This is a genomic window from Subtercola sp. YIM 133946 (assembly GCF_036553535.1).
Lineage (GTDB): Bacteria > Actinomycetota > Actinomycetes > Actinomycetales > Microbacteriaceae > Subtercola.
In genome coordinates this window covers 1-13887 of the sequence record NZ_JAZHPE010000003.1, presented here as the reverse complement: position 1 = coordinate 13887, position 13887 = coordinate 1, and the positions used below count along the sequence as shown (strand labels likewise).

At 70.0% G+C, this 13887-nt stretch carries 11 protein-coding genes; 10 read left to right on the top strand and 1 reads right to left on the bottom strand.

What is annotated here, in order from left to right; genetic code table 11:
* Positions 1 to 104 precede the first annotated feature (104 nt).
* Positions 105 to 1226 carry a GTP 3',8-cyclase MoaA gene (gene moaA, locus V3W46_RS00910; protein ID WP_331781200.1) on the top strand — a complete coding sequence of 374 codons (1122 nt, stop codon included), beginning with the start codon at positions 105 to 107 and terminating at the stop codon, positions 1224 to 1226.
* The gene (locus V3W46_RS00905) at positions 1219 to 1551 is read left to right on the top strand and encodes a MoaD/ThiS family protein (RefSeq protein WP_331781199.1); all 333 of its coding nucleotides are present in this window, start codon (positions 1219 to 1221) and stop codon (positions 1549 to 1551) included. The genes moaA and V3W46_RS00905 overlap by 8 nt, the downstream gene beginning before the upstream one ends.
* Positions 1552 to 1839: 288 nt before the next feature.
* Here the strand turns inward: V3W46_RS00905 and moeB are convergent, their stop codons facing one another.
* Positions 1840 to 3126 (bottom strand): molybdopterin-synthase adenylyltransferase MoeB, encoded by a 1287-nt coding sequence (moeB, locus tag V3W46_RS00900; protein ID WP_331781198.1) that lies wholly within the window; start codon positions 3124 to 3126, stop codon positions 1840 to 1842.
* A 338-nt stretch (positions 3127 to 3464) separates the two neighbouring features.
* On the opposite strand from moeB, the gene V3W46_RS00895 reads away from it, so the two are divergent.
* From V3W46_RS00895 to ffh, 8 genes are all read left to right on the top strand, one after another.
* Positions 3465 to 7277, top strand: coding sequence for a chromosome segregation SMC family protein (locus tag V3W46_RS00895; RefSeq protein WP_331781197.1), 3813 nt, complete (start codon positions 3465 to 3467; stop codon positions 7275 to 7277).
* A gap of 121 nt (positions 7278 to 7398) precedes the next feature.
* On the top strand, positions 7399 to 7962 hold the full coding sequence (locus tag V3W46_RS00890; protein ID WP_331781196.1) for a YbhB/YbcL family Raf kinase inhibitor-like protein: 564 nt from the start codon (positions 7399 to 7401) through the stop codon (positions 7960 to 7962).
* Positions 7963 to 8211: 249 nt separating this feature from the next.
* A complete protein-coding gene (locus V3W46_RS00885; RefSeq protein WP_331781195.1) occupies positions 8212 to 8652 on the top strand; it encodes an SRPBCC domain-containing protein in 441 nt (146 codons plus the stop codon).
* A gap of 58 nt (positions 8653 to 8710) precedes the next feature.
* Positions 8711 to 9457: a lipoyl(octanoyl) transferase LipB gene (lipB, locus tag V3W46_RS00880; RefSeq protein ID WP_331781194.1), complete on the top strand. Its 747-nt coding sequence runs from the start codon at positions 8711 to 8713 to the stop codon at positions 9455 to 9457.
* On the top strand, positions 9454 to 10455 hold the full coding sequence (gene lipA, locus V3W46_RS00875; protein WP_331781193.1) for a lipoyl synthase: 1002 nt from the start codon (positions 9454 to 9456) through the stop codon (positions 10453 to 10455). The genes lipB and lipA overlap by 4 nt, the downstream gene beginning before the upstream one ends.
* Before the next feature lie 172 nt (positions 10456 to 10627).
* Positions 10628 to 11503 (top strand): signal recognition particle-docking protein FtsY, encoded by an 876-nt coding sequence (ftsY, locus tag V3W46_RS00870; protein WP_331781192.1) that lies wholly within the window; start codon positions 10628 to 10630, stop codon positions 11501 to 11503.
* Positions 11504 to 11531: 28 nt separating this feature from the next.
* Positions 11532 to 12059 carry a hypothetical protein gene (locus V3W46_RS00865; RefSeq protein WP_331781191.1) on the top strand — a complete coding sequence of 176 codons (528 nt, stop codon included), beginning with the start codon at positions 11532 to 11534 and terminating at the stop codon, positions 12057 to 12059.
* Between the two features lie 195 nt (positions 12060 to 12254).
* Entirely contained in the window at positions 12255 to 13838 is a 1584-nt protein-coding gene (gene ffh, locus V3W46_RS00860) for a signal recognition particle protein (RefSeq protein ID WP_331781190.1), read from the top strand.
* Positions 13839 to 13887 lie beyond the last annotated feature (49 nt).

The following is a 13887-nucleotide window of genomic DNA, read 5'->3' as shown; positions in this document are numbered from 1 at the left end:
CACGCCGCCGCTGCGTCGCCCGGTGCGGTGCTGAGCTTGTGGAAAACACCGCTGATTTGGCCGGGCGTGGCACAACCGCCCGTCAGCCCTCGTAGGCTGGAGAGATGACCGTGATGCTCGGGGTTCCGCAGGTTCGCATCGGTGCGAACCCGCTCTCCGGCGTGGCCGGCGGTGCGGCATCCCTTGCCGGGCGGCCCACGAGCGGCTCGCAGCCCGGCCTGCTCGACACGTTCGGGCGCGTCGCCACCGACCTGCGCATCTCGCTGACCGACAAGTGCAACCTGCGCTGCACCTACTGCATGCCAGCCGAGGGGCTGCCGTTCCAGCCGGCCGACAAGCTCATGCAGCGCGACGAGATCGTGCGGCTCGCCCGGCTCGCGACCGAGCGGCTCGGGGTGCGCCAGGTGCGGTTCACCGGCGGCGAGCCGCTGCTGCGCAAAGACCTGGTTGAGATCATCCGTGACGTCGCTGCTCTGGATGCCCGCCCCGAGATCTCGCTGACCACCAATGCCATCGGGCTCTCCGGTCGCGCTGCCGCGCTCGCCGACGCCGGGCTCGACCGGGTGAACGTCTCGCTCGACTCCATCTGCCCCGAGACGTTCGCCCTGATCACGCGCCGGCCGTTTCTCGACCGGGTGCTGAAGGGAATCGACTCGCTCGGCGAGGCCGGCATCGGGCACACCAAGATCAACGCCGTGCTGATTCCGGGCGTGAACGACTTCGAGGGGCCCGACCTGCTCGAATGGGCGCTCGCCGGGGGCCACCAGCTGCGTTTCATCGAACAGATGCCGCTCGATGCCGACCACATCTGGGATCGTGACGTGATGATCACGGCCGCCGAAATGCGCCGTCGACTGTCTGAACGCTTCGACCTCACGCCCGACGAGGCGCCGCGCGATGGCGCCCCGGCCGAGCTCTACCAGGTTCGCCTGCGTGGTGCCGCGCCCGACAGCCCCTCGCTCGGCACGGTCGGCATCATCGCGTCGGTCACCGAGGCGTTCTGCGACGACTGCCGCCGCACCCGGCTCACCGCAGAGGGAGCCGTGCGCAGCTGCCTGTTCTCACACACCGAGACCGACCTGCTCGGCCCGATGCGCGCCGGCGCCGACGACGACACCGTCGCCGACCTGTGGCGCGCCGCGATGTGGGCCAAGCCCTCCGGCCACCAGATGAGCGCCGCCGGCTTCCAGCAGCCCGACCGCCCCATGAGCGCGATCGGTGGCTGAGGCGGCGGTGCCGGCCGCGGGTGGCGCGGCGGGGATTGGCGTTCCGGGGGCGAGCGGCGCGGCGGCGAGTGACGGCGACGTACGGGCGCGGGTGCGGGTGCGCTACTTCGCGGCGGCGAAGGCGGCGGCCGGCGTCGGAACAGAGGTGCGTGACGTGGCCGAAGGATGCACGATCGACCAGCTCCTCGACGACGCCGGATTCGGCGCGATACCCGTCTTCGGGCGCAGCACCTTTCTGCTGAACGGCGTCACCACGACCGACCGCACCCACCCCCTGCGCGACGGAGACGAGCTCGACGTGCTCCCGCCCTTCGCCGGCGGCTGACCCGCCCTTCGCCGCCGCCGCCCCGCCCTTCGCCGGCGGCTGACCCGCCCTTCGCCGACGCCGCCCCGCTCTTCGCCGACGGCTGACGTCCGCGCCCTTCGCCGGCGGCTGACCTCCGCGCCCAGAACCTGCACGCCCCACCCGAGCCCTGCCGCGCTTCCCGCGCCGTCGGCTTTGCGCATATGCACGCCAAGACGGGCTATTTTGTGCCGTTGCGCACAACGGGTGGGCCATTCGGGAGGGCGGGCGGCAGGGCGCGCTCAGAGGGAAGCGCTCAGAGGGGCGGGCTCAGTACCGGGGGAGTGAGGGGTCGACCTCGGTGGCCCAGGCGTCGATGCCACCCTCCACGAAGGTCACGTTGGTGTAGCCCGACTGCAGCAGCACCTCGCGGGCGTGCCGCGAGCGTCCGTCGTGGTGGCAGTGCACGATGACGGTCTCGTCGCGCGGCATGACCTCCTGCGCGGCCTCCGAGAGAATCGACGACAGCGGAACCAGTGCCGAACCCTCGATCGCGACCAGTTCGCGCTCCCACGGCTCGCGCACGTCGACGAGCACGAAGTCGTCTGTGCCCTCCTCCCGGGCGGCGAGGCGCGCGGCGAGTGCGGTCGCCGAGATCGACGCGGGCGCGGCAGCAGTGGGCGCGGATTCACCGGTCACCGACCCGGCGGGCGCTGCGCCGGTTCCCGATCCAGCGGTCGCTGATGCAGCAGTCGCCGACCCAGCGGGGGTGGCGGGCTCGGCGGTGTGGTCGTCTGACATGGTGTGCCTTTCGTTCGAGGAGTCACGGTTTCGGTCGTCGGGGGCGGCCCGCTGAAACTCGACGGTCGTGAAGGTGCCGTCAAGAGCATCCACCACCAGGATGCGGCCGAGCAGCAGCTCGCCGAACCCCACGATGAGCTTCAGCGCCTCGGCCGCCATCACCGAGCCGACGGTCGCGCAGAGCGGCCCGAGCACGCCGGCGATGGCGCACGACTCGGCCTCACCGTCAGCGGGCGCGGCCGGAAAGACATCGCGCAGGTCGGGACCGAACTCACCGTGCTCGCCGGCGGCGCTCCAGAACGTCGAGACCTGCCCATCGAACCGCAGCACCGACCCCCACACGTACGGCAGGCCGAGCAGGGCCGCGGTGTCGTTCGCCAGGTAGCGGGTCTCGAAGTTGTCGGTTCCGTCGATCACCAGGTCGTAGGCCGAGAGGATGCGCGCCGCATTGCGCCCGTTCAGCCGCGTCTCGTGCGTCTCGACAGTGACGTGCGGGTTCAGGCTCCGGATGCTCGCGGCCGCCGACTGGGCCTTCGAAGCCCCCACTCGCTCTGTCGTATGGATGGTCTGGCGCTGCAGATTCGACACATCGACAATGTCGTCGTCGACGATGCCGATCGTTCCGACGCCGGCCGCGGCGAGGTAGGTCAGCACGGGCGAGCCGAGCCCCCCGGCACCGAGCACGACGACGCGAGCGTTCGCGAGCCGGCGCTGGCCCTCGGGCCCGATCTGCGGCAGGCGGATCTGCCGCGAGTATCGTTCGACCTCGGCCGCGTCGAGTTCGCGCCCCAGCGCGACGAGCGGTCTACGTGCCATACCCCAACCCTACGCGCGCCTGGCCCACCTCCCACCCGGCCCGCCCCCACCGGCCCGCACCCGCCGGCCTGCTCGCACCCGCCACGCCGGAACGATTGACGGGTTCGGAACAGTGTTGAAGGTTCGCAGTGTTCCGAACCCGTCAATCGATCGCGGCATGGGCGCGGCCGCGCGGCGGCGCGGGCGGCGCGCCACGGCGCTGGGGAGTGCGGGTTGTTGGGTACCGTAGAGCCAGGCTCCGCGCCTGCAGGCCGCGGCGCGCGGCGGCGAGCACGAGCATCCCGAGTATCACGAGCATCCCGAGCATCACGAGCATCCCGAGCAGAAAGGGTCGACAGGTGCACTTGAAGAGCCTGACCCTCAAGGGGTTCAAGTCGTTCGCCCAGCCCACGACGTTCGCGTTCGAGACCGGAGTGACCTGCGTCATCGGCCCCAACGGCTCTGGCAAGAGCAACGTCGTCGATGCCCTCGCCTGGGTCATGGGCGAGCAGGGCGTCAAGACGCTGCGCGGCGGCAAGATGGAAGACGTCATCTTTGCCGGCACCTCCACCCGCGGGCCGCTCGGCCGCGCCGAGGTCATCCTGACGATCGACAATGCCGACGGCGCCCTGCCGATCGACTACTCCGAAGTGACGATCAGCCGCACGCTCTTCCGCAACGGCGGCAGCGAGTACGCCATCAACGGCGAGGCGTGCCGGCTGCTCGACGTGCAGGAGCTGCTGAGCGACTCCGGCCTCGGGCGCGAGATGCACGTGATCGTGGGGCAGGGCCAGCTCGACGCCGTGCTGCACGCCAGCCCCGAGGGGCGGCGCGGGTTCATCGAAGAGGCGGCGGGCATCCTGAAGCATCGCCGGCGCAAAGAGAAGACGCAGCGCAAGCTTGAGGCGATGCAGGCGAACCTCACACGCCTCAGTGACCTGGCGGGCGAGATTCGCCGGCAGCTGAAACCTCTCGGGCGCCAGGCCGAAGTGGCCAAAGAAGCCCAGGGCATCGCCGCGATCGTTCGGGATGCCCGCGCCCGCCTGCTCGCCGACGAAGTGGTCACCCTGCGAACCGCCCTCGACGCGCACAGCCGAAGCGAGAACGAACGCCGCACCGAGCGCATCGTGCTGCAGGAACGCCTCGAACAGAATCAGCTGCGCATCACCCGCATCGAGCAGGAGCAGGTGGGCGACGCCGTCGATCTCGCTCGCCGCACTGCGTTCGGCCTCGAGTCGGTGCAGGAACGACTGCGTGGCCTCTTCACCCTCGCCAACCAGCGGCTCGCGCTGCTCGGTTCGCAGCAGAGTGGTCACGACCAGTCGCCCAGCGTGTCGCCGTCGATGGTGGCGGATGCCCGCGCCGAGGCCGAACGCCTCGTCGCCGCCGTGGCCGCCGCCGAACAGGCATGGCATGACGGCCAGGGTCGTACGCTGGCCGCCCGGGCCTCGCTCGACGCTGTCGACGAGCAGATCGCCGTGCAGAGCGCCCTCGTGTCGAAGCACGACCTCGAGCTCTCGAAGCTCGGCGGGCAGCTCGAGTCGGCCAACTCGCGGCTCGCCGCCGTGCGCGGCGAAGACCTGCGCCAGCAGAACGCCCTCGACGCCGCGGCCGATAGGCGCGAACGTCTGCAGGCCGAGTTCGTGGCGCTCGAGGCTGAGGCGGCCATCACCGACGCCGGCGAGACCGATCTCGACGAGGCCTACGAGTTCGCCCAGGCGGCGGTGTTCGAGGCCGAGGCCGAGATCGAGCAGCTTCGGGATGCCCTGCACAGCCACGAGCGCGAACGTGACGCCCTGGCGGGCAAGACCAGCGCGCTGTCGATGGCGCTCGGCCAGAAAGATGGATCGAGCGAGCTCGCCAAGGCCGGCGTGCCGGGCGTGCGCGGGCTGCTCGCCGACCATGTGCAGGTCTCGCCGGGCTTCGAGGCCGCCATCGCCGCCGCCCTCGGCTCGCTGGCCGACGGCGTTCTGGCAGACACCGCCGACGCGGCCTTCGCAGCGCTCGCCGCCGCCCGCGACGGCGACATGGGCCGCGTCGAGGTCGTGGTGGCGAACCCGGGCGCCGGGGGCGCCCACTCGGCTGCGGGCGACAGTGCTGCGAGTGGTTCTGTCGCGGGTGACCCCGCCGACGCCACGCACGACGGGGCGGCGGCCACCTCTGCCGACGCCAGGCACGACGGTGCAGGTGGCTCTGCCGACGCCACGCACGATGACGCAGCAGTGGCCGGCCCAGTCGCGGGCGACTCGGCGGCCGGCGAGGGGCTCGTGCGCGCGATCGACGTCGTCACGGCACCCGAGGGCGTGAAGGCACTTCTCGCCGCCACACTGATCGCCGACGACCTCGATGCTGCGCGGGCGGCCTGGCCGAGCATCCACGGTGCCGCCACACGCTCTGGCGGCGGCGGCGTGCTCACGGTCATCACGCGCGGCGGCGACGTGCTGACCGAGTACGTGCTGCGCGGCGGCTCGGGCGCCAAACGCTCCCGGCTCGAACTCGTCGCCGAGCGCGACGCCGCGGCCGACCGCCTCGAGGTCGTGACGGCCGACATCGAACGCGCGAAGTTCGCGCTCGCCGAGCAGCGTGGCATCCTGCAGAACGCCAAGCAGCAGTCGGCCACCGCGCTCGCCGCGCTGCGGGAGTTCGACTCCAGGCTGGCCGCCCAGACCGAACGGCTCTCGCGATTGCGGGCCCAGGTCGACGCGAGCCAGGGCGAATACGAGCGTCTGGAGCGTAGCCGCGCGAACGCCGGCGAGACCGTCTCCGCCGCACTCGCGGCAGCCGACAAGGCCCGCGCCGAGCTGGAGGCGGCGCGCTCACGGCCGCGACCGATTCTCGACGTCAGCTCGCGCGACGACCTGTACGCCACCCTCGAAGCGGCCCGCGAGGGCGAGCTCGAGACCCGGCTGCAGCTCGAGACCGCCCGCGAACGGGTGCGGGCCGAGCAGGCCCGCGTCGTCGACCTCGAACGACAGCTGGTCGCCGAACGCGCGGCGGCCGAAGAGGCGGCCCGGCGTGAGGTGATCCGGCGCCGGCAGGTCGACGCCGCGACGTCGGTCGTCGACGCCCTGCCCGAGGTGCTCCGCTCTGTCGATGCCTCGGTCGCGCAGGCCCGCGTCGAGCTGGCCACGCGCGAGGCCGAGCGAGCCGAGCAGAACGCCGAGCTGGCCGAGCTGCGCCGAGAAGAGGGCGGCCTGCGCGAACGGCTGCAGGGCATCACCGAGAACGTGCACGGCCTCGAGCTGCAGATCTACGAGAAGAAGCTGCACCTGTCGAGCGTGCTCGAACGCGTCGGCTCAGAGCTCGGCCTCGTCGAAGACGACCTGGTGGCCGAGTACGGCCCCGACCAGCCCATTCCGAGAGACGGCGGTCGGGCATCCGGTGCCCGAAGCGTGCGGGGCGACGGGGTCGACGAGAGCACCGGCACGGCGCAGAGCGGAGGCGCCGACGGTGCTGGGAGGGCTGAGAGCGCCCAGCGCGCGGGTGCCGAGGGCGACGACGACACGGTGCCCTTCGACCGTGACGAGCAGAAGCGGCGGCTGGCGAAGGCCGAACGGATGCTCGCCGAACTCGGTCGGGTGAACCCCCTTGCCCTCGAAGAGTTCGACGCGCTCGAGCAGCGGCACAAGTTCCTCACCGAGCAGCTCACCGACCTGACCAACACCCGCAAAGACCTGCTCACGATCATCGACGAGATCGACGACAAGATGAAGTTCATCTTCGAGAGCGCCTTCAACGACACCCGCGACGCCTTCGCCGAGGTGTTCCCGGTGCTGTTCCCAGGCGGAACCGGAAGCATCTCGCTGACGAATCCGGATGATCTGCTCACCACGGGCGTCGAAGTCAGCGTGAAGCCCGCCGGCAAGAAGATCGAGCGGCTCTCGCTGCTCTCGGGCGGGGAACGGTCGCTGGCCGCAGTCGCCCTGCTCATCGCCATCTTCAAGGCGCGCCCCAGCCCGTTCTACATCATGGACGAGGTCGAGGCCGCCCTCGACGACGCGAACCTCGGGCGCCTGCTGACCATCTTCCGCGACCTGCGTGAGACATCGCAGCTCATCGTCATCACGCACCAGAAGCGCACCATGGAGATCGCGGATGCGCTCTACGGCGTCTCGATGCGGCAAGACGGCGTCAGCGCGGTGATCGGGCAGCGCATCGAGGCCGCGTCGTGAGGTGTCGCTCGGCGGGGGTCGACGCCGCGCGACCGCGGGGCAGAGGCCGCCGCGTCGTGAGTCGAGGGTTCGTCGGCCACCGCGTCGTGAGGCGCGGCACCGTCGGGCGCAGGGCGCCGCGGTGAAGCTGCCGAAGCCCGGCCGCCTGATCAGGCGCGTGCGCACCGGCCCGCACATGCTGGCCTGGGGCACCCTCGCCCCCGAGGCGCCGACGAGCATCGTCGTCACGAGCCCCGACTTCGCCGAGGGCGGGGCCATTCCCGCCGTGCACGCCGGCGACGGCGTCGGCGACAACGTCTCACCCGCCCTGGCCTGGACGGGCCTGCCCGCGGGCACGCGGCAGCTGCTGCTGATCGTCGAAGATCCCGATGTGCCGTTGCCCCGGCCGGTCATCCACCTGCTCGCCCGCCTCGACCCGAGCCGCAGCTCGGTGGCCAGGGGTGAGCTGAACCGCGAGGCACAGAACACGGGCATCGTGCTGCACCCCGGTTCGTTCAGCCGGGTCGGCTACGCGGGCCCGCGCCCGATCGAGGCGCACGGCCCGCACCGCTACGTCTTCCAACTGTTCGCCCTGTCGCAGTCGCTGCCGCTGCCGGCCACGGCGAAGCACGACGCGGTGGCCGCCGCCACCTACGGGCTCATCCTGGCCCGCGGCCGCACCTGGGGAACGTTCGAGCGCCCCTGACCTGCGCCAGCCCGGGTGACCAGGTTGGCTGCGCACCCCCCGGGGGCCGCCACGCACCACCCGCGCCGCCGCGCGCCACCGCCACCCCCGCCGCCGCGCCGCCACGCACCACCCACGCCGCCGCGCGCCATCACCGCCACCCGCGCCGCGCAGAATAGCCCTCTCGCCCCGTTTCCGGCCAGAGTGTAGACCGGCCTGCCCGAGCGTTGCAGAATTGTCACCATCCTCATCAGCGACGAAGGAGTCTTCATGCCCGACTACGTGTCCCGTGCCGAAATCCTCATTCGCAAGGCTCCCGAAGAGGTGTGGCAGGCCCTGACCGCCACGGGTTCGAACCCGGAGATCATGTTCGGGGCCGAGATCGTCACCGATTGGGAGGTCGGGCATCCGATTCTCTGGAAGGGCAGCTGGAAGGGCACCGACTACGAAGACCGGGGCACGGTTCTGGTCGTCGACGAGCCGCACGCCCTCAGCATGACCCACTTCAGCCCTCTGACCGGCCAGCCCGACGTTCCCGAGAACTACCACACCGTGTCGTACTCGCTCGAGAAGGTCGCCGAGGGCACCCGCGTCGCCCTCACCCAAGACAAGAACCCGACCATCGAGGCGGCCGCCCACTCTGAGGAGAACTGGATGCTCGCCCTGAAGGGCCTGCGCTCGGTGGTCGAGGGCACCCTCGTCGACGACTGATCCCTCGCGGGTCGACCACGCATTTATGGACTCAGTTCAATAAATGTATAGTGGCCTCATGGTCGAATTCTTCGTCGCAGATGTCGGAAGCCGCGCAGTGCCCTACGAAGAGGGCCTCGTGATGCAGCGCTCACGCCGCAAGGCCGTGTGCGAGGGTGCCGAGAACATCGTCATCCTGCTCGAACACGAGGCCGTGTACACGGCGGGCCGGCGCACCGACGACTCCGAGCGTCCCACCGACGGCTCGACCGTGATCGACGTCGACCGCGGCGGCAAGCTCACCTGGCACGGCCCCGGCCAGCTGGTCGGCTACCCGATCGTTGGGCTGCGCGAGCCCATGGATGTCGTCGCCTACGTTCGCATGCTCGAATCCGTTCTCATCGCCACCCTCGCCGACACCGGCGTCACGGGCTACCGTGTCGACGGCCGCTCGGGCGTCTGGGTGAAGATCGGCGACGGGCCGTTCGCGAAAGACGCCAAGATCGCGGCCATCGGCATCCGCGTCGCCGACGGAGTCACCTCGCACGGCTTCGCCCTCAACTGCAGCAACAGCCTCGAACCGTACGCGCACATCGTGGCGTGCGGCATCCGCGACGCCGGCGTCACCACCATCACCGATGTGCTGGGCCGCCAGGTCGACCCCGCCGACGTGGTCGCCTCGGTCGAACGTCACCTGGCCGAGGCGTTCGAGGCCGAGGGCTCTCCGGTTCGCCAGGGGGCGAGCCCCGGGCATCCGTTGCCCGCGGTTCAGGATGCCCGTGCCGGGGTCTCGGCCGCCGACACCCGGGTCGGGGTCACCGCGTGAGCGCTCCCGTTGAAGGCCGCAAGCTGCTGCGCCTCGAGGTGCGCAACGCCGAGACGCCCATCGAGAAGAAGCCCGAGTGGATCAAGACCAAGGCGAAGTTCGGCCCCGAGTACCGCCAGCTGCAGGAGCTCGTGAAGAGTGAAGACCTGCACACGGTGTGCCAGGAGGCCGGCTGCCCGAACATCTTCGAGTGTTGGGAAGACCGTGAGGCCACCTTTTTGATCGGTGGCTCGCAGTGCACCCGCCGGTGTGACTTCTGCCAGATCGACACGGGAAAGCCCGCCGACTACGACCGCGACGAGCCCCGCCGGGTCGCCGAGTCGGTCACGCAGATGCGCCTGCGCTACGCCACGGTCACGGGCGTCGCGCGCGACGACCTGCCCGACGAGGGAGCGTGGCTGCACGCCGAGACCGTTCGCCAGATCCACCGGCAGAACCCGGGCACGGGCGTCGAAATCCTCGCGACCGACTTCTCGGGCAACCCCGACCTGCTGGCCGAGGTGTTCTCGTCACGCCCCGAGGTGTTCGCGCACAACGTCGAGACGGTGCCGCGCATCTTCAAGCGCATCCGCCCCGCCTTCCGGTACGAGCGCTCGCTCGACGTGATCACGCAGGCCCGCGCGGCGCAGCTGGTCACGAAGTCGAACCTGATTCTCGGTATGGGCGAGACCCGCGAGGAGATCAGCCAGGCGCTGCAGGATCTGCACGACGCCGGCACCGACATCATCACGGTGACGCAGTACCTGCGCCCGTCGCCCCGGCACCTGCCCGTCGACCGCTGGGTGAAGCCGCAGGAGTTCGTCGAGATCAAGGAGGAGGCCGAAGAGATCGGCTTCCTGGGAGTGCTCGCCGGCCCGCTCGTGCGTTCCTCGTACCGCGCCGGACGCCTGTGGGCCCAGTCGATGCACCGCAAGGGCTGGGCCATCCCCGACGGCCTCGAGGCGCTCGCCGAGGCGCAGCTCGCCAATGCCCAGCTGGGCTTCGCCCAGGCGGTCTGACCCTTGCCCCCCGCCGGTCAAGTAGTGCGAAGCGCGTATCGAAACCCCACCTACGCCCCTGATTGATCAGTGCGAAGCGCGTGTCGAAACCTCACGTACACCCCGGGTCTCGATACGCCGCTTCGCGGCTACTCGACCAGCGTTCTGAATCACCGACAGTAGGCTGGGACGCATGGCTGAACGCACCCCCTGGTCGCTTTCCGGTGCCCTTCGGGGCATGTTCGCGAAGCGGCTCATCGATCAAGACACCTGGGACGACCTCGAGACCGCCCTGATCACGGGCGACTTCGGCATCGACGTCACCGACCAGATCGTCGACGACCTGCGCGCCAAGGTCGCCCGCTACAACACGACCGACCCCAAAGACCTGCAGCGCATGCTGCGCGAGACGCTCGAGGAGCGGTTCTCGAAGCTCGACCCCACGCTCAAGCTGAGCGAGCGCCCCGCCGTCGTGCTCGTGGTGGGCGTCAACGGCGTCGGCAAGACCACCACGATCGGAAAGTTCGCGAAGTTTCTCCGCAACTACGACCGCAGTGTGGTCATCGGCGCAGCCGACACGTTTCGTGCGGCCGCCGTCGAGCAGGTCGCGACGTGGGCCGAGCGGGCCGGGGCGCACATCGTGCGCCCGCAGCAGGAGGGTCAGGACCCGGCATCCGTCGCCTTCCAGACCATCGAGTACGCCAGACGCAACGCCGTCGAGATCGTCATCATCGATACCGCCGGGCGGCTGCAGACGAAGGGCGGGCTGATGGATGAGCTCACCAAGATCCGCCGCGTCATCGAGAAGCAGGCCCCGGTCGCCGAGGTGCTGCTGGTGCTCGACGCCACGACCGGCCAGAACGGTCTCGCCCAGGCGGAGGCGTTCATCGAGCACGCGGGCGTGACCGGGCTCGTACTCACCAAGCTCGACGGGTCGGCGAAGGCCGGGTTCGTGCTCGCCGTGCAGGAGAAGACGGGCATCCCGATCAAACTCATCGGTCAGGGCGAGGGCATCAACGACCTCACCGGTTTCACCCCGCACGTGTTCGTGCAGAACCTCATCGGCTGAGCTCGCGGCGGGCCGGGGCGTGGGAGCAATGGGGGCGACGGTCGAGGTGGAGGCCTGGCACGACCTCTTCGTCGCTTCGGCCGGTGCGGCGGCGGCGCTCGCCGGTCTGATCATCGTGGCGATGTCGGTCAACATCAAAGAGATCATCGCCATCAGGTCGATGCCGGCCCGCGCCGGCTCGTCGATTGCAGCGCTCGTGCTCATCGTCGTTGTTTCGATCGCCGCGCTCATCCCCGTGCAGGCGTCGTGGATGCTCGGCCTCGAGTCGCTCGTGTTCGGTCTGTTCGCCCTGGCGTTCGCCGTCGACTCGACGGTGCGCCTGATTCAGCAGGGTCGAAGCAGCGACGCCGGGGAGCACCGACGCTCGCTCGGCAATCTCATCGCCAACGGGGCCGCCGGCCTCCTTTCGGTGGCACCATTCGTCGTCGGCGGCGCAGTGCTCGCCTTCGGCGGTGGCGTGGATGCCGGGCTGGCGTGGATCGCCGCCGGAATCCTGTTCGTCTTCATCAGCGCCGTGGTGAACGCGTGGGTGCTGCTCGTGGAGATTCTGCGCTGACCCGCCGCCGCCGGTTGAGTAGGCCCATGGGGCCGTTTCGAAACCGGGAGACGTGCGTGGGGGTTTCGATACGCGCTGTCGCGCTACTCAACCGGCGGCGTGCGTTCGTCGGCGGCATCCGTTCGCCAGCGGCGTGCGCTGACCCGCCGCCACACGCAGCACGCGCCCGGCGTGAGCGGTTAAGATTGTTGCACCATGGCCACTTTTGGAAACCTCTCTGACCGCCTCGCCGATACCTTCAGAAACCTGCGCACCAAGGGCAAGCTCAGCCCGGCAGACGTCGACGGTACCGTTCGCGAGATCCGCCGTGCGCTGCTCGACGCCGACGTTGCGCTCGACGTCGTCAAAGACTTCACCGGCAAGGTGCGTGAGCGCGCCCTCAGCGACGAGGTCAACAAGGCGCTGAACCCCGCCCAGCAGGTCGTACAGATCGTCAACGACGAGCTGATCGCGATTCTCGGCGGCGAGGCCCGCCGCATCAACTTCGCCAAGCGGCCGCCGACCATCATCATGCTCGCGGGTCTACAGGGTGCCGGTAAGACCACGCTCGCCGGAAAGCTCGCGAAGTGGCTCGCCAAAGACAACCACACACCGCTGCTCGTGGCGGCCGACCTCCAGCGCCCCAACGCCGTGCAGCAGCTGCAGGTCGTCGGGGGCCAGGCGGGTGTCGCGGTGTACGCGCCCGAGCCCGGCAACGGCGTCGGCAACCCGGTGAAGGTCGCGAAAGACTCCATCAAGTGGGCCATCGACAAGCAGTACGACGTGGTCATCGTCGACACCGCCGGTCGTCTCGGCGTCGACGCCGACATGATGAAGCAGGCCGCAGACATCCGTAAGGCCGTCGAGCCCGACGAGGTGCTGTTCGTCATCGACGCGATGATCGGCCAAGACGCCGTGGCGACGGCGACCGCCTTCCAGAAGGGTGTCGACTTCACCGGTGTCGTGCTGACGAAGCTCGACGGCGACGCCCGCGGTGGTGCCGCGCTGTCGGTCGCGTCGGTCACCGGGCGCCCGATCATCTTCGCCTCCACGGGTGAGTCGCTCGACGACTTCGAGCCGTTCTACCCCGACCGCATGGCTTCGCGCATCCTCGACCTGGGTGACATCCTGACGCTCATCGAGCAGGCGCAGGGCGCGTTCGACGAGGAGGAGGCGAAGAAGGTCGCGGAGAAGTTCCGCACCGACACGTTCACCCTCGAAGACTTCCTCGGCCAGATGCAGCAGCTGCGCGGGGCCGGGTCGCTGAAGAAGATGATCGGCATGCTGCCGGGTGCCGGCGCCATGAAAGAGCAGCTGAACAACTTCGACGAGCGCGAGATCGTGCGCACAGAGGCGATCATCCAGTCGATGACCAAGGCGGAGCGCCAGAACCCGAAGCTGCTGAACGGCTCGCGCCGCGTGCGCATCGCCCGCGGTTCGGGCATGACCGTGACCGACGTGAACCAGCTCGTGCAGCGGTTCGAGCAGGCCGCCAAGATGATGAAGACCGTCGCGCGCGGCGGTGTGCCGAACATCCCGGGCATGGGGCCCATCCCCGGTGCCGGCTTCGGCGGCGGCCGCGGCAAGGCGGCGCAGCCCAAGAAGAAGGGCTCGAAGTCGGGCAACCCGGCCAAGCGCGCGGTCGAGAACGCGGCGCTGGCGTCGGGCGAGAAGGTGCCGTCGGGCACGGCCGCCCCGGCCGCGGGGTCGGGTTTCGGGCTCGGCGGCCGCGGCGGGCTTCCAGACGGCGCCCCGTCAGAGCAGGAGCTCGAGTCGCTGCAGAAGTTCCTGCGCCGCTAGCTGCCCTCGCTGGTTGAGTAGGCCCGGAGGGCCGTATCGAAACCGTCGC

Excerpts from the sequence above, each read along its gene's own strand:
- moaA (WP_331781200.1), top strand. The coding sequence starts at position 105 with ATGACCGTGATGCTCGGGGTTCCGCAGGTTCGCATCGGTGCGAACCCG.
- moeB (WP_331781198.1), bottom strand. The coding sequence starts at position 3,126 with ATGGCACGTAGACCGCTCGTCGCGCTGGGGCGCGAACTCGACGCGGCC.
- V3W46_RS00885 (WP_331781195.1), top strand. The coding sequence starts at position 8,212 with ATGCCCGACTACGTGTCCCGTGCCGAAATCCTCATTCGCAAGGCTCCC.
- lipB (WP_331781194.1), top strand. The coding sequence starts at position 8,711 with ATGGTCGAATTCTTCGTCGCAGATGTCGGAAGCCGCGCAGTGCCCTAC.
- ftsY (WP_331781192.1), top strand. The coding sequence starts at position 10,628 with ATGGCTGAACGCACCCCCTGGTCGCTTTCCGGTGCCCTTCGGGGCATG.
- V3W46_RS00865 (WP_331781191.1), top strand. The coding sequence starts at position 11,532 with ATGGGGGCGACGGTCGAGGTGGAGGCCTGGCACGACCTCTTCGTCGCT.
- ffh (WP_331781190.1), top strand. The coding sequence starts at position 12,255 with ATGGCCACTTTTGGAAACCTCTCTGACCGCCTCGCCGATACCTTCAGA.